The following is a 15,418-nucleotide window of genomic DNA, read 5'->3' as shown; positions in this document are numbered from 1 at the left end:
TGGCCCTCGAATGGAAACGCTTTCACCCATAATGCTTGGCTTCCTGGGAAGCCTCGCCGCCGGATCACTTACTGCGGTGGGGGCGATTCCTGTCCTCTTCGGACGCATTCCCTCGCGGGCCACGCGCGACATGTCGCTGGGTTTTGCAGCTGGTGTCATGCTCGCCGCCTCGTTCTTTTCGCTCATCATCCCGGCACTGGACGCAGCCGAGCCGATGTTCGAGAGCGGCGCAATGCCCGCCTTGATCGTGTGCATCTCGATCCTGCTTGGCATGGGCGCCGTCGCTCTGATGAACGAAAAACTGCCGCACGAGCATTTCAAGACAGGGCGCGAAGGACCGGACTCGGCCGCCCTGCGGCGGGTCTGGCTGTTCATCATCGCGATCACGATCCACAATTTCCCCGAAGGACTGGCTGTCGGCGTCGGCTTCGGCTCGGGCGGCATGGAAGGCGGCCTGCCGCTTGCCATCGGAATTGGGCTTCAGAACGCGCCCGAGGGTCTGGCCGTGGCGGTCTCCCTGCTGGGCGAGGGTTATCCAAAGGTGCGCGCCTGGGGCATTGCCGCCCTGACCGGTATGGTCGAGCCGATCGGCGGGCTCCTGGGTGCCGGGATCATCACGCTCTCGGAGCCTCTCTTGCCGTGGGGTTTGGCCTTCGCGGCTGGTGCGATGCTATATGTCATCAGTCACGAGATCATTCCCGAAACGCACCGCAGCGGCCATCAGAACAAGGCAACGCTCGGCCTCGCGATCGGTCTGGTTCTCATGCTCTTCCTCGATGTCTGGCTGGGGTAAGGTCATGGAATATGGAAATAAGACCTTGCTTCTTGGCGTGATCGTCGCGCTAACCTCACTTGCGGCGGATCAGTTGACCAAGGCGATCGTTGTCGAGAATGCCACCCTGCTGAGTGCCGGACTGCCGGTGTTTCCCGGCTTCAACCTCGTCTTCGGGCGCAATGACGGTGTGACTTTCGGGCTTCTCGCCGGTGTGCCTTGGTGGAGCCTCGTTCTGTTGGCCTTCGCATTCTGCGTCTGGCTTGCAATCATGCTGACGCGAACCTCCACCCGCATTGAGGCGGTCGCTTTCGGTTCAATCCTCGGGGGCGCTTTGGGCAATATCGTTGATCGCGTCCGCTATCGAGCGGTGACCGATTTTCTGGATTTTTACGTTGGAACTGCGCACTGGCCCGCTTTCAATTTGGCTGATGTGTTCATCGTCTGCGGCGTAGGCTTGATGCTCCTAGCGCCTTGGATCAGCGCGCGGCGCTCCATCAAGCCGTGACCGAACGGCGCGACCGCATTGCGCAAGGCCGTCATCTTTTGGCGCGCATGGCACTTGGCTTTGTTGCCGGGGCGCTGACTGTGCTGACCTTTCCGCCCTTCTCGATACTGGCTCTGGTTCCCGTCGCTTATTCCGCGCTCTTTGTAATTTTGGCCAAGGTTTCCGTCGGGCATGCCTTACTTATCGGCTGGGCGTTTGGGCTTGGACAGTTTGGCTTCGGGATTTCATGGATTTCCGAGAGTTTCTATGTGGAAGCTGATCGTTTTGGCGCGCTTGCCATCCCTGCCGTCGCGGGCCTGTCGGCGGGTTTGGCAATCTTCCCGGCCATCGCAGCGTCTCTCTTTGCCGCGGTCTCGCGGCGCAAGGTCTTGACCGGTGTCATTGCCTGCCTTCTGCTCGCGACCTCCTGGACGCTGGCCGAATGGCTGCGCGGCCATATTCTTACTGGCCTTCCGTGGAATCTCGCCGGATATGCGGTTGTAGATTACGCTGCTCTACGCCAGCCCGCCGCATGGGTTGGCAGCTATGGGCTAAGCTTCCTGATCATCTTCGTCAGCGCGCTGCCGGGCGCGGCCTTTATAGCAGTGGGCAAGCAGAGAGGGGCTATCTTCCTCGGGGCCCTTGCCTGTCTAGCGGTTATTTGGGGCGCAGGCGCGCTGCGCTTTCAGACGGAAGTGCCGCCCCCGCCCGGCATCGACCTGCGCTTAGTGCAGGGCAACGTTCCGCAAAAGGAGAAATGGGCGCCCGAAAACCGGGAAGCGACCCTCGCGCGCTATCTCGAGATGTCGTCCCGGCCCGGCAATGTCGATGTGCTGCTCTGGCCGGAGACCGCCTTTCCCGGATTTCTCGACGAGGATGCCGAGGCGCGCGCGCGGATCGCGGACGCGCTGCCCGAAGGCACAGCATTGTTGACCGGCGTTCCGGACAGGGTGTCGACCGAGGACGGCACATTTTATTTCAATACTGTCCAGGCGCTTGATGATACCGCCAAAATCCTGGACGGATACGCGAAACACCATCTGGTGCCTTTCGGTGAATATGTGCCGCTTCGCGGTTGGCTGCCGATCGAGCGGCTGACGCAGGGGATGGGGGATTTTACGCCCGGACCAGGACCGCGCACGCTGGCATTGCCGGTCGCGCCATTGGTTGGTGTGGCGATCTGCTACGAAATTATCTTTCCGGGGCATGTTGTCGATGACCTCTTTCGGCCCGACTGGATCTTCAACGCGACAAACGATGCCTGGTTCGGCACCAGCATCGGACCCGAACAGCACTTGGCATCTGCGCGGATGCGTGCTGTCGAAGAGGGCCTGCCCATCGTTCGCGCAGCGAATACAGGCATTTCCGCGATTATTGACGCCAGCGGAGAGGTGCTGGCCCGCCTCGACACCGGAGAGACGGGTATTCTCGACGCGGGCCTGCCAGCGGCCCGCCCGCCCACACCCTACGGTCGCCTCGGGGACTGGGCGCTGCTCGCTCTCATCGCGTCAAGCTGGGCTCTCGCGCTGATCGGCGAAAAAGCCGTCAGGAGGGGGCCCGGGTCACGCTGTCATGCGTAGATGTCGATAGGAGTTCCGTCTCTGACCATTGCATAGACATCTTCGATCTGACGGTCGGTGAGCGCGATGCATCCCGCCGTCCAGTCTTGCACGTTCGTAGGATCAATACCGCGCCGAGGTCCGCCATGGATGAAGATGTCGCCTCCGGGAGACTTTTCTTGAACCTCTGCGAAGGCGATGTCGGCCTCGTTTGGGTAAGAAATGCCGATCGAAAGGTGAAAACTGCTTTCCGGATTGCGCCGGTCGACCAGATATGAGCCTTCAGGCGTGCGCCCATCACCCTCGAACTGCTTGTGGCCCTCGGGCGCGAACCCAAGGCCGACCGGATAGGTCCGCAGAACCGAACTGGCGCCGTCGAGAACGAGGAGCCTCTGTCCCTTGTAGAGCCGGACACGCGTCACCGCAGGCCCATTGTAGCTGCGGAACTTGCTGCCGCCCGCACAGCCAGAGAGAAATGCCGCCAAACCGCCCAAGAGAACGGTTCGGCGTGCACATTTGTAGGTCTTCACTGCTCGATGCCCCTTTATGACGAGGTCTATATCAGGGTTCACTCTAGCTGGCTTGACGGATGGGCTCAATGCCCATGCGCCAATGCACCCTTGGTTAACTGCTCGCCCACAGGCGCCCCACCGGCCGGAGGCGAATTGCGCTCGCCCGCATTCAGAAGCCGTAGGGCATTCGCGACGACCAGCAGCGATACGCCGACATCAGCTGCGATGGCGCCCCACATCGACGCCATACCGAAGGCGGTCGCGACCACGAACGCAGCTTTCGTAGCAAGGGAGATCGCAATATTTTGACGGATGACTGACATGGTCCTGCGAGAGTGCCCGATGAGCCATGGCACCTTGCCGATATCGTCGGTCATGAGAGCGATATCCGCCGTCTCGATGGCAGCATCCGAGCCGACTGCGCCCATCGCGATAGCGTAATGCGCCCGCGCCATGGCTGGAGCATCGTTCACGCCGTCGCCGATCATCGCGACCATATCATGGGTTTCGACCAGCTCCTCGATGGCTTTCACCTTGTCTTCGGGGAGAAGCTCGGCGCGCACCTCGTCGATGCCGACCTCGGCGGCGACCGCGCGCGCCGTGCGCTCGTTGTCTCCAGTCAACATGACGATCGTCCGCACGCCCTGCGCATGAAGCTGCGCTACGACGTTCTTAGCTTCGGGGCGGACGCGATCGCGCAGCTCCAGGATGCCGGTGACACCGCCCTCGTCACCCACGGCAACGAGCGTGTTGCCGGCGCCTTCGATCCGCTCACGCAGATCTTTCGGAATTGAGTCTCCAAATCCTTTCTCTTCGGCAAAACGGTCCGAGCCGAGCCAGATGGACCGACCGTTTGCCCGTCCTTCCAAGCCTCGGCCCGGAACCGTGCGGGTATCCTCGGCGGCCGATACCGTGATGCCATCGACCTCGGCTCGTGCGAGAATGGCGCGCGCCAGCGGATGAGACGAGCGTGCCTCGAGGCCCGAGGCCCTGGCTACGAGATCCTTGGCCGACGCCCCACCTAATGGATGCACCGCGGCAACTTCGGGCTCGCCCATGGTGATTGTGCCGGTCTTGTCCATCGCAAGCGCGGTGGTGCGGCTCGGAGCCTCGACATAGGCACCGCCTTTGATGAGAACACCGGAGCGTGCCGAGGAGGTCAGCGACGCCACGATGGACACCGGGGTCGAGATCACAAGCGCACAGGGGCAGGCGATAACGAGAAGCACGAGTGCATTGTAGAACCAGTAATCCCAAGCGCCGCCCAGAACGAGAGGTGGAAGGACTGCGATCGCGATGGCCAAAAGCATTACGATAGGTGTGTAGATGCGCGCGAATTTCGCCACCCATTGCTCCACCGGAGCGCGGCGCGCGTGGGCGTCACCGACCATTCGGATGATCTTGGCCAACACTGTGTCCGAGGCTGCCTTGGTCGCCCGAACGGATAGCGTGCCCTCGCCGTTGATCGTGCCCGCGTAAACCTCGTCTCCGGCCTCCTTGGGCACCAGTGCGCTTTCACCCGTGATCGGTGCCTGATCGACCGCGCCCGCGCCGTCAGTGACCTCCCCGTCAAGCGGAATGCGGTCGCCGCCGCGCACCACGAAATGGTCGCCCACGGCCACTTGGGCCGCCGGCACGTCTGCCTCTGTGCCGTCGTTGTAGATCACCCGCGCAGTCGGCGGCGCGAGATCCAACAACGCAGACACTGCATTGCGCGCGCGCCCGACGCTCCAGCTTTCCAGAAAGAGCGAGAGCGAAAAGAAGAATGCGACCGTCGCGGCTTCGAAGAACTCGCCAAGGCCAAGGGCGCCAGCGACGGCGACCACCATCAGAAGGTTCATGTCTGGCGACAGCCGCCGCGCCGACGACCATGCCTTGGGCGCGACCAGCCATACCCCGAAGAGGATTGCTAGCGCAAAGAGCCCTGCCTCGGGCACTGGCATGGAGGTCATTCCGTGACCGGAAAAGATACCCAAGGCACCGCCGAGGCCGGTTTCCACCAAGTGCCAGACAAAACCGGCGGCCCAGAAACTACCGCTGAGCGCGGTGAAAAGCTTTTGCCGGGCAAGATGCGCAGCCTGGTCCTGAGATGCATTTTCGGAATCCCAAGGCTTGGCTGTCATTCCAGTGCTGGCAACCAGCTCGGCGATCTTATCGTCGGAAACATTTCTGGCACTATCCAGAATGGTCATCCGCCCGTTGATGACATCGAAGGCCAGATGTTCCGCCCCGCCGATTTCAGGACCGATGACCTTGTTGAGGATCGCGACCTCTTCGGCACAATCAAGGCCGGACACCTGAAAGCTACGGCCCCCGGAGGATGCGGGAGCGGAAATCGCGACATTGCCGTCGGCTCCACAGCCTCCGCAACAATCGCTCGGGGGCTGCGTCGCGTCGCTTGCGTGATCGGGGCGATGGATATCGGATGGCATGAACAGACCTCGGGATTCGGGTGGTTCAGGCACTGATAGAGCCTACAGTAGCTAGAGCTTCAAGAGCAAAGTTGGTTGGTAACTCCAATCAATTTCGAATAGTAAAACATTGGTCAGAACCTTCATGCTTCTACGATTGGACATGGTGGAACGGCCGTCGATAAAAGTGGAAGGAACCTTTTATGCTGACGATGATCGAACCCCGAAACATGTTGGTCGCGGCCACCTTTTTCTTCGTGGCCGGCTGCGCCGTGCAACCCAACGAAATCAGCGAAGAGGACGATCGGATTGGAGACATCCCCGAAAACGTCATTGCCATGGCGGACCCGGATCAGAATATCGCAACTGCGCGCCTCAAGCCGGAAGACAACTGCTTCTGGTATGAGCATCGCGGGCCGGTCGAGACGACCTTGGTGCCGCTTCGCAGCCCCCAAGGCAATCCGATCTGCGCGACGACGGGCACCTGAGGTCTATCACTCGGAATTGAACAAACACTTTACGTGGGTTCAACTCACCAGTCCGGTTACGTTTTCGTTCTGACACTGTCGTCAGCTGAATAGAGGTGCGCCGTCGAGCCGATTTCGACATTAGGATAAAGATCGTTGATATGCGCCATGACCATACGCACGCAGCCGGAACTTGCGCGGCCGCCAATGCTTCTTGCGTGAGGCGTGCCGTGGATGCGCAGATACGTATCCCGGTCCCCGACATAGAGATAAAGAGCGCGCGATCCCAAGGCATTTTTCGGCCCAGGTTCCATGCCATCGGCGACGTCAGCATATAGCTCCGGGTCACGATCGATCATATTCTGGGTCGGCTGCCAATGAGGCCACTCGACCTTCCGTTTGATCGTGTAGGTGCCGGGCTCGTATAGCTTGCCACGCGCGATTGCGACGCCATAACGCATCGCCGTCCCCCCTTGTTCGATATGGTAAATATATCTCGCCACCGCATCGACATGTATATCGCCAGGAACGAGCCCATCGTTGGCTTCAACTCGCTGCGGAAGAAATCTTGGATGCAAGCCCCATGGATTTGACGTGGCCGCGTCGTAGCCGGGGGGTGTAACCTCGGCATCCCACGCAGCTTTCTGCGCTTCGGTCGGCCAAGTGTCGGCCAAAAGTGGAGAAGATATGGGCGCCGAGAAAAGCGCCGCGCTCGTCTGAATGAAATGTCGTCTTGTCAGCATGATGTCCTCGATATGGATCGCATTGCGCTTGGAGTGTTCAACCCACATCACGCGATCTAGTTCCTCTAGTAACTAGAGGTTCAAGGGTTAATGCAGCCCAGTGGAATCACTTTTTGAAAGAATAGCACGGCGAAGATGTGGCCGGCTTTTTGAAGCTCTTTCAGTTGAGCCAACAACGAAACGCCCTAGCGGATATCGTCAATAGTAACCTTTGGTATCGGGATGGTTCCGAAGCTGCTCGGGCCGATATGGCTGCATCTCTCCCAAATGCGAAACCGGCCCGGCCTTCAGGCGTTCGATCACAGTTGGATGTAGCGGAAAAAGCGTGCCTACATCCCTCGGTTCCGATGGCCAGCGCCTTTTTAAAGGGCCGAATGAAAACATGAGCGTTTCTTCATGCTGCATGCCGGTAGGATCAGGCATGACGAAAAGCTTCTCCGAGTTGATTTTTACCTCCGGCACGCATTCCTTCAGCTCTTCCAGTATCCATTGCAACGCGATGTCGCTGAGCCTCGATTCCGGCTCGGGGTAGCTTCCACCAACATCGCTGTGACATCCCGCAAACCAGACCTGTTTCAACCATTCCGGTTTTCGCCCTACGGTTTTTTTGGCCTCGGCTGGCATAGCCCATTTCACACGTGGAAAATTCTTCCGGTGCTCATCGATCGCAAGCGCGTGACGAGCGAAACCTACGTCGGAGTCGAGCCATTTATCGTAATTTTTCAGGTTCCATTTCGCGTAATGGCCGTATTTCCAGATGGACGGCCAGTCCGATATCCTACTCAGCCTCAAAGGCTTTTTCTCATTGGGAGAGAAGTATTTCCACTGAGACCACTTCAACCTGCCATACCAGAACCCGATAAGCCCCAAGAGAGCGAGGAGCGGACCCCACAGATACCAAGACCAGCCAAACCACAAAGCAGCGACGAACAGTGCCAAGAGTATGGTGACAGCAATCCCGGCAGCGAGAGTGACTTGACCGTTGCCCAATGCCGCGACCGTATCGAAAACGCCGATGAATGTCGGTTGCACGTTGCCTTGCACGTCCTCGTCAGCGTCAGGCACAAAGCTGGAATACTTGCGCCTAAACCGACGGCCGAGTTCCTCACGTCGACTGTAATACGGCTCCCGGCCACGCGAATACCCATTGCCGTGGTTGTAAACGTAGTTGACCGCATCGCTCGCTATTTTTCTAAGGCGTGGCCCATGGCGGGGCACGAGTGATCCATCGGGCATTCGTGCTGGAATGCCGCAAAGGTTCATTACATTCGCGACCGCCCTGACAGTGTATGCCCCACGAGAAAACCCGAACAGCAGGATCCGGTCGCCGGGTTCGTAATATGAGATGATCTTCTCGTAGCAATCGATGACATTCTCATCAATGCCCGTGCCAACCGCGGCCGAGAGGTTGTTTCTGATGCGTCGAAGCGTTAGCCCACCGACCTCGCCTGCTCCTAGACCGGCGTCATAGAAACAGACCTGATCGCATGGATCGATTGGTGACGACGGTCCGGGACGCATCGCTCGATACATTTTGTAGATGTTCGATAGACGCTGGTCTGGCCGCAGGCCGCCTTCTTGGCCAGTTCCATCCGAAAAAATCAGGATATTCTTTGGCATTTCATCGCCCTGGCTGTTCTGCGTTCGTTCCCACCATCATGCGAAGAAGCCGTAACGTCAATCTGCAACTTTTCTTGATAGGGCCAAACCGATGGTGAGGTGCAAAATTGGTTAGATTGCAATGCCTGCATTGGCGCGCTCCAACAAGATCCGCACTTCATTAGCGCCTGTGCTGCCGCTGTCCATGACATCCCTTGGAGAGCGCCCGTTCAGAAGCACGTGAGGTCGCTCAAGAAAACGGCTGATGGCTTCGGCATCATTGTGATAAGTGTGTTCGATCAGTTTGATCAAGGCCACATATTCCAGTTCATTTTGCATTCGCCCAAGTCCTTTATGCCCGATGCGTTCGATTTGCGCGGTCGTCTGAAACCGTAGATGACGCAAAGCGAGATCCGGGTGCGCCGTATGATCAAAGTAGCCCGTCTCGACCGTCCAGCTGTGTCCGGCTGACGCGCTCGGTTCAGCCACCCGCCATCCTTCGCACCTCTGACGCCAGGCGAGCATCGGAGCACGTCCGGACAGGGCGCCACCGTAATGATTACCGTAACAGATACCGCAATCATTACGGTAACCGTATTTTAAACCCGGCTTTAATCGCGCTTCAGTATCTCATGTCACGGAACAATGCTGGGAGAAAAAGAATGGCGCAGCAGTTACTTACCAAAAAACTTTTTGCAGAAACGAAGTCGCTCCTCGAAAAAGAGGGGGCCAAAATCAGCGCGAAGACGATCTGTGACCGCGCGGGGGTTGGCTCTTACACCACCGCGACACGTCTGATGTCCGAAATGCGTGCAGAAAACGAGGCGCTTCTCCGCGCACCGGACGAAGTTACCGACGAACTTTCACACCTCCACGACTACGTGTGGACGGTGGCGATGTCTGAAGCGACGCGCAGTTTCGAGGCTGACAGAACGCTACTTGAACGGAATCGCGACGAAGCCGAGGCGCTCTCGTGCGAGCGGCTGGACGTGATCAAACAAATGGAAACGGATGCCGAAACCCAAGCCGAGCGCATCGCGCAGCTTGAGGAACGTCTGCGGGCAGCAAAGGTGTCGATAACGGGCCTGAAGCGCAATGCGGAGGAGCAGCGAACGCGAGCCGAGACACTGCAGTCAGTCGTTGCATCCATTGCGGGTGAAAACAGAACTTCGTCGGAATCGACCTCGAGGCAAGCCTCCGGTGAATCGCCCGCGGATGCGTGACTTATCGTTAAACCTTGCCGAAACCTTCATCGGTTAAGTTCTCATTAGTCATTTCAAGGAAGGATTTCATATGACGATTGAGAACAGAATCTATAACCGCCGCGAAGTCGAAGCGATCACAGGTCTCAGCAAATCGAGCCTCTATCGGCTCATGTATGCGGGTGATTTTCCACAAACCGTGAAGCTGTCCTCCCGGCGTGTCGGCTGGTCCGAACTCGCCCTACGCGCTTGGCTCTCCGAACGTGGGGCATACTGAAGGCCGCGTTGGTAACGGCCCGGATTTCCGGTGCTACCATCCACAAATTCGCGTCCCGGCAACCGCATTTCAGGTCGCCGGGGCGCGGTTTGATGATCCTCACGGCCCGGAGCCGGATGGGTAACCTGAGGTCGGATTATCCGGCATGAACGCGGGCCCGCTCATTCGTCGCTTTTGGCCAGCTCCCTTGCCGTCGTTGGCGGCTTCGATTTTTCGCATCCAGTATTCAAGCGCTTCGCCTTCCAGCATCCTGGCCTTGAACAATGCATTCCCCATATTTTTCAATAGGGCCTCATGCGCCGACAGGATCGAGATCGCCCGCGCTTCGGCCGACTCGAGGCGGTCTCGAACTCTTGCAGCATTCTCGGGATCATGCAGATAAAGGCTGTGATCAAGATCGGTCCACGCAAGGCCTTCGGCGCCAAGCCCGAGCTTCGTATCGATCTCCGCGGCCTTCCGGGTCGCTTGGGCAAGATCCGATGTTTCGCTGCCACCTGCACCGGCGGTGGGAGCGCCGAGCACAACACGCTCAGCCGCGCGGCCTGCAAGCAAGTGGATCAGCTGGTTCTCACAATCTGCGATGAGGCCTTCGGTGCGAGGGGAACTGACCCATGTCCCGCCACCAGTCGTCGTCAGCGCGACGCGGTTGGCGCGCCCCATACCCAGAAACTGATGCACGATGGCGTGCCCACATTCGTGGATCGCGATCCGGTATTCCAGCGCCGAATTGCGGGCTTCTGCGCCGAACTGGGTGAGCAGATCGCTTACCTGAAGGGCTCGGTCTTGCGACCTCGCGCGGGTGCGCGCGGCGCGGAGCGCACCGTCGATCTCGGCGGCGCTTCGGCCTGCGGCAGCAGAGACCAGATGCTCGAGATCCGGCGCGACAATGGCTTCGGGCAGCCCGTCCCGGAGCATCCTGCGGATGGCCGCTGCACCGGGCAAGGGCACTTCGACCTTGAGGTCGAACCGGCCGGGCCTCATCGCCGCAGCGTCGATCCGATCAGGGAAGTTACAGGTGCCGACGACCATGAGCCCCTCAAGATTTTTCAAACCATCCATGAGTTCAAGAAAGCCATTGATGACTTGATGGGTGTAGTTCGCATTATGCTTTTCCGGGCTTGCGCGATCGCCGAGCGCGTCGACTTCGTCGATGACTAGGATCGAGGGTCGCGCTTGCACCGCATTCTGGAAAGTCTCGCGCATCGCCTTCAGCATGTCTCCGAGATGGCCAGCGGCCTGCCACGCGGCGAAGCTCCCGCGGACCATCGAAACGCCTGCGCTGTTTCCCATAGCCGAAGCCAAGAAAGATTTGCCGGTGCCTGGAGCGCCGTGGAACAGAACGGATCTTTGAACCTCGGACCACGCAAGATCACCAGCACGCCAGTCCTGGAGGTCGGACACCATTTGCTGTGCCGCGTCTTCCGCGGCCCCAAAGCCCTCGATGTCTGCGAGAGTCGGGCCGTCTCTTGAATCTTGGGTGGTCAAAGAGACCAGCTTCGCCGCGAATGATGCGGCAGTCCGTTCGCGCAAGGCGGCTGCCAGGCGCGGCCATGAGAGATCAGACGCCGGATCGGGCAGCATCTGTTGAACCTTTCGCGCCTCGGAGGCGGATGGTGAATAGACCTGTCTTGTGAGTGCCAAGAGAATATCCCGCGAGGCAGGTGCAAGGCGCTGCGGGGGCGGCAGGCAGTTCAGAATGTCTCTCGGCACCTGGTCAAAGCTTGGTGCGAGCAAAAGAACTGGATGTGGTGACTCCAGCGCAGCAATGATCTTGCTTCTCTGGTCGCGGGTGTCTCTGCGATATTCCGGCTCCGTCAATGTGAGTGCGACGAGGGTCGATCCTGGAGCGCCTTTCGGCAGGTATGTATCTGACCCGAACGTCACCTCTCGGTCGAAAAGCGCAGTCTCGAAGAGCTCGAGAATTGCACTCATCGACGCATCGCCGACCTCGATCAATGTCAGCGCGCCGGCGTTCAGCAGCTTGTCGACGTCGGATTGCGTTCCAAACGTCGCACAGAGGCGGAAAAGTAGGGTGAGATCACGCGGCTGCGTTCGCGGGTGCGGCCGCGGCTTCGGAATGCGCTTTTTGGATTTGCCAGCCTGATCCGTTTGACTGGTCTTCGCGATGACCCGCCGCTTGGCTTTCGCCTCCGGCAACGGCTCTTCATCGAGCAGGAGAGCGTGCTCGGTGAACGGATCATCCTCCTCGGTCTGCCGTGGTCCGCCCGGCAGGCTGCGCAGGCGCTCCAGAGCCTGCTGGGCAAGCGGTTGCCACTTAGGTTCGGTGTTTGATTGGGTCATTAGGTGTCTTTCAGGAATAGGGGGACGGCGGGTCCGGAAACCGGATCCGATGGGATTTCGAGTGAAGGCAGCTGATGCGGCGCCGCCCCGAGAGGCGAGGCGCCGGTCGACCTGCTCAGAAGGCTGATAATCCCGGCTCAGGGGGGCGCGCCTTCAGACATGCCGGGCTCGAGAAGCCCGATCTCTTCAAGCGCGCAAAGGTAGCTCGCCCGTGGATGCGCGCGCAGACCTGCAATCTGGTCGAGACTTATGCGATACGACTCCCGCCGGTCCGCTGAAAAGAAGACGACGTTCTCCGGCAAAGCGACGAGCGCGGCAATGTCGTAGTCGCCTGCTCCATATGATCGGATGCCCTTGGGCGATCCGCTATAGCCGCGCTTCATCGAGAATTTATAGAACCCGTCGACAGCGCGCGCCGAGGTCTTGACCTAGATCGTGACATGCCGATCACCGCGCCTGACGAGCCGGTCGAAGGGTTCATCCTCTGGCGCGGCGAGAATGTGATCGCCATATCGAGTGAGTATACTATCAACGAGGTGCTCACCGGCGCGGCCGATGCGCTTGGCATATCGACTGATCGTTCTTGACGACACATGGGGATAAGCCTCGAGAGCATTCGAAAGCGTGGGTGCTGAGCGCGCAATCGAACAGAATCCGGGAAATTCGGGCTGGAACGGCATGATGGCCTCCCATTGAATGGATGAAGACAGAGGATGACGGCGCGCGGCCAGGAGCGACCCTTAGACCGCGCGAGTGGCCGTCACATTGCGGCGGCCTGCATCTCAGCCCGCGGATCCCTGCCCAGAACCGCCCAATCGAGTGTTTTGAACCATTCCCGCGCAATCGCGATCATCTGTTCGCTGCGCCTTCCGACCGCGGTGTCAGCACTGCAGGGAAAGATCGGAGAATAGTCGCGAACAAGTGTTTGATACGCCTGGCAATCTTCGGAATGCTCAAGATATGTCGAGATGCTGATGTGGGCGGCAACATGACGAAGCTCATCATCTTCGGCCCGCATCGCATCATTCCTCAGGATTTTCTGCGCAATATTGATGACATCCATCCACGCGTTTTCGGCGCGCGAGGCCCGATCTTTGAACTCCTCATCGAACACGTCGCATTTGAGGGTATCAATCTCGGCCTCGACAGCCGCGCGAAGCGCGATCAGGAGCCGAGAAAAGTCGCGGGAGACCGGGCTGTGGACGAAGTCTTGCGGCTCTTCTGTGGTCCCGGCGGTTGTGTTATTGGCTTGGTAGGTCATGAATTGATCTCCTTCTCAGATCGGTTTGTGATTTAGAGCCAAGGTTGGGTTGCCGCCCGACCTTGGCTTGCTTATATATTACGATATCTATATATCTACGTCAAGGATGAATATCATGATATCTAAGAAAAATGACGAGAAAACAGATACCCAAGCTGTTCTTGTGCGTATGCCCGTCAAAATGATCGAGCGGATAGATGCGCTGCGGCGCGCGGAAGACGATCTGCCGACGAGACCGGAGATGATCAGACGCCTTGTGGAGCAGCGTATGGACGAAAAAGGCGGCTGAAGCCCCTCACATTAGGAGGCGTTGGTCGTCACAGGCCGATTTCTTGGAAATTTTCCTGAAAGATGGATGATTTCATGAGAATCTGGGGGGAGTCGGCTCGGCTGAGATTATTTTCTGGAGAATTTCAGGAAACGTGACCCGAAAATCTGAAAAGGTGGTCGCCAGCAGGTCAGGTTTCATTTTTCGAAAATCCATGTGCTGCGGTGGGCCAAAGGAAATTTCAAGAACCTGGAATGCATTAGGGCTCTCCTTGTTTGGAGAGCCCTAATGCTGGAGGACCGCTCTGCACTCTTCCTGATCAGTCCTCGTCAGGCCGCCTTGGCGATATTGGCCTCGATCCCCGTAACGAAGTTAGACCAAAGATCGGTCCAGGAACGACGTTTCTCAAGAAAATCGGTTCTCTTGTAGGCGCGCTCGACATCAGATCCGGTCTCATGTGCAAGCATGGCTTCGGCGACGTCATTTGGACAGTCCGTCGCCTCCGCGAGCCATGTCCGAAGCGATGACCGGAACCCGTGCGGCCGCGCCGCGAGACCACGCTCGACCAGTAGTTTCCTCATCGCCATTTTGTCGATGCGGCCACCGCGGCTGTTCGAAAAAGCATGGGCGCTGGACTGATGCTTGCGGACAAGGTCGAGGACGTTAAGAGCTTCGGGTGACAGGGGGACAGTGAACGTCTTCTTCTGTGACTTTCGGCCTTTAAGGTGATCTGAGGGGATCACCCAGTCACCGCTCTCGATTTGATCGAAGTCGAAATTTAGGACAGACCCGCTTCGGACGCCAGTCAGGATCAGAAGACGCAATGCCAATTCGGCTTGGCTCTCGCCGAGCGTGCCATAAAACTCTGGCACGTCCGCCCAAGGCATCGCTTCGATATGGCTACAGCTGACCTCGGCACGGCCAAGGAGCACTTTCGCGTTCTCAAGAGTTTGAAGTTTGACGTCGAGGCCAAGTGCCAGCGCATGAACGAAGACGGTTTTGAGGCGAGACAGCGCCTTGCGGGCAGTTTCGTTCTTCGAATGCCAAAGTGGCGCGAGCGCATCGCGGATGTCGTGCTGATCGATCTGATCGATCGGCCTCTCTCCGAGTTTAGGCAGCACATGCACTCGGAGCGGACTGAACCAGCGGCCGTCATCGCGCTTCAACGTCTTCCTGTGCGACTCATAGGCGTCTTCCGCGACAGCTTCGAGCGTATCACTGACCCGGCGGATTTGTCCGAGGCGAATTCTTCGTTGTTTCTTGGGATCGAGCCCCTCCCGCAGGTCGCGGCGCGCGTCTTCGGCTGCGTCACGCGCGTCACGAAGCGTGACCTCCTTGAGCGACCCCAGGCCCATTTCCTTCCGACGCCCCCAAAGACTGTAGCGAAAGCTCCACTGGCCCCCGCCGTCTTCGCGCTTCAGCAGCCAAAGCCCATTCCCGTCACCGTGCTTCCCCGGCGGAGCACTCTTCACTGCCAAAGCTTTCAACTTGTTCCCAACGCGCATAATATCTACCCTCCCGTCAACACTAGGTAACAACCATTTACGGCCCCAGATGGT

General features: G+C 58.9%; 17 protein-coding genes. 8 read left to right on the top strand and 9 right to left on the bottom strand.

All coding sequences use genetic code 11. The annotated features are described in order from the left end of the window. Positions 1-10 precede the first annotated feature (10 nt). The 3 genes from BW975_RS02740 to lnt are packed head-to-tail and all read left to right on the top strand — an operon-like array spanning position 11 to position 2,839. Complete coding sequence (locus BW975_RS02740; protein ID WP_076530776.1) at positions 11-793, top strand: ZIP family metal transporter; 783 nt, start codon at positions 11-13, stop codon at positions 791-793. Then, positions 777-1,280 carry a signal peptidase II gene (lspA, locus tag BW975_RS02735; RefSeq protein ID WP_076530774.1) on the top strand — a complete coding sequence of 168 codons (504 nt, stop codon included), beginning with the start codon at positions 777-779 and terminating at the stop codon, positions 1,278-1,280. Before BW975_RS02740 ends, lspA begins: the two co-directional genes overlap by 17 nt. After that, positions 1,247-2,839 carry an apolipoprotein N-acyltransferase gene (lnt, locus tag BW975_RS02730; RefSeq protein ID WP_076530772.1) on the top strand — a complete coding sequence of 531 codons (1,593 nt, stop codon included), beginning with the start codon at positions 1,247-1,249 and terminating at the stop codon, positions 2,837-2,839. The genes lspA and lnt overlap by 34 nt, the downstream gene beginning before the upstream one ends. On the opposite strand, the gene BW975_RS02725 is transcribed toward lnt, so the two are convergent. Next, on the bottom strand, positions 2,830-3,312 hold the full coding sequence (locus BW975_RS02725; protein ID WP_393934177.1) for a L,D-transpeptidase family protein: 483 nt from the start codon (positions 3,310-3,312) through the stop codon (positions 2,830-2,832). The genes lnt and BW975_RS02725 overlap by 10 nt on opposite strands. 101 nt (positions 3,313-3,413) lie before the next feature. Then, the gene (locus BW975_RS02720; protein ID WP_076530768.1) at positions 3,414-5,762 is read right to left on the bottom strand and encodes a heavy metal translocating P-type ATPase; all 2,349 of its coding nucleotides are present in this window, start codon (positions 5,760-5,762) and stop codon (positions 3,414-3,416) included. A gap of 182 nt (positions 5,763-5,944) precedes the next feature. On the opposite strand from BW975_RS02720, the gene BW975_RS02715 reads away from it, so the two are divergent. Continuing rightward, positions 5,945-6,229, top strand: a complete 285-nt coding sequence (locus BW975_RS02715; protein ID WP_244512536.1) for a hypothetical protein — start codon at positions 5,945-5,947, stop codon at positions 6,227-6,229. A 56-nt stretch (positions 6,230-6,285) separates the two neighbouring features. On the opposite strand, the gene BW975_RS02710 is transcribed toward BW975_RS02715, so the two are convergent. From BW975_RS02710 to BW975_RS17785, 3 genes are all read right to left on the bottom strand, one after another. Beyond that, positions 6,286-6,951: a L,D-transpeptidase gene (locus BW975_RS02710; protein WP_076533314.1), complete on the bottom strand. Its 666-nt coding sequence runs from the start codon at positions 6,949-6,951 to the stop codon at positions 6,286-6,288. A gap of 198 nt (positions 6,952-7,149) precedes the next feature. After that, positions 7,150-8,571: a phospholipase effector Tle1 domain-containing protein gene (locus BW975_RS02705; protein WP_076530766.1), complete on the bottom strand. Its 1,422-nt coding sequence runs from the start codon at positions 8,569-8,571 to the stop codon at positions 7,150-7,152. Positions 8,572-8,682: 111 nt separating this feature from the next. Further along, positions 8,683-9,039: an MbcA/ParS/Xre antitoxin family protein gene (locus BW975_RS17785; RefSeq protein ID WP_170846558.1), complete on the bottom strand. Its 357-nt coding sequence runs from the start codon at positions 9,037-9,039 to the stop codon at positions 8,683-8,685. A gap of 173 nt (positions 9,040-9,212) precedes the next feature. Here BW975_RS17785 and BW975_RS02695 point away from each other — a divergent pair, with 173 nt between their 5' ends. Continuing rightward, a complete protein-coding gene (locus BW975_RS02695) occupies positions 9,213-9,773 on the top strand; it encodes a DNA-binding protein (RefSeq protein ID WP_076530762.1) in 561 nt (186 codons plus the stop codon). Positions 9,774-9,843: 70 nt separating this feature from the next. Further along, the gene (locus BW975_RS02690; RefSeq protein WP_076530760.1) at positions 9,844-10,029 is read left to right on the top strand and encodes a helix-turn-helix transcriptional regulator; all 186 of its coding nucleotides are present in this window, start codon (positions 9,844-9,846) and stop codon (positions 10,027-10,029) included. Positions 10,030-10,128: 99 nt separating this feature from the next. Here the strand turns inward: BW975_RS02690 and BW975_RS02685 are convergent, their stop codons facing one another. Further along, a complete protein-coding gene (locus tag BW975_RS02685) occupies positions 10,129-12,330 on the bottom strand; it encodes an AAA family ATPase (protein WP_076530758.1) in 2,202 nt (733 codons plus the stop codon). 137 nt (positions 12,331-12,467) lie between these two features. Continuing rightward, positions 12,468-12,713, bottom strand: a complete 246-nt coding sequence (locus BW975_RS02680) for a hypothetical protein (RefSeq protein ID WP_076530756.1) — start codon at positions 12,711-12,713, stop codon at positions 12,468-12,470. Positions 12,714-12,770: 57 nt separating this feature from the next. Between BW975_RS02680 and BW975_RS18010 the strand changes: the two genes are divergently transcribed. Beyond that, positions 12,771-12,917, top strand: a complete 147-nt coding sequence (locus tag BW975_RS18010) for a hypothetical protein (protein WP_170846559.1) — start codon at positions 12,771-12,773, stop codon at positions 12,915-12,917. Between the two features lie 173 nt (positions 12,918-13,090). Here BW975_RS18010 and BW975_RS02675 read toward each other — a convergent pair whose 3' ends face one another. Continuing rightward, entirely contained in the window at positions 13,091-13,591 is a 501-nt protein-coding gene (locus tag BW975_RS02675; protein ID WP_076530754.1) for a hypothetical protein, read from the bottom strand. Between the two features lie 115 nt (positions 13,592-13,706). On the opposite strand from BW975_RS02675, the gene BW975_RS02670 reads away from it, so the two are divergent. Beyond that, positions 13,707-13,880, top strand: coding sequence for a ribbon-helix-helix protein, CopG family (locus BW975_RS02670; RefSeq protein ID WP_076530752.1), 174 nt, complete (start codon positions 13,707-13,709; stop codon positions 13,878-13,880). A gap of 308 nt (positions 13,881-14,188) precedes the next feature. Here the strand turns inward: BW975_RS02670 and BW975_RS02665 are convergent, their stop codons facing one another. Next, positions 14,189-15,364, bottom strand: coding sequence for a tyrosine-type recombinase/integrase (locus BW975_RS02665; protein ID WP_076530750.1), 1,176 nt, complete (start codon positions 15,362-15,364; stop codon positions 14,189-14,191). Between the last annotated feature and the right edge of the window lie 54 nt (positions 15,365-15,418).

Origin of the sequence: Roseovarius nanhaiticus, assembly GCF_900156535.1 — a bacterium.
Lineage (GTDB): Bacteria > Pseudomonadota > Alphaproteobacteria > Rhodobacterales > Rhodobacteraceae > Roseovarius > Roseovarius nanhaiticus.
The sequence above is the reverse complement of the archived record's forward strand: the minus strand, read 5'-3'. Positions and strand labels throughout refer to the sequence as shown.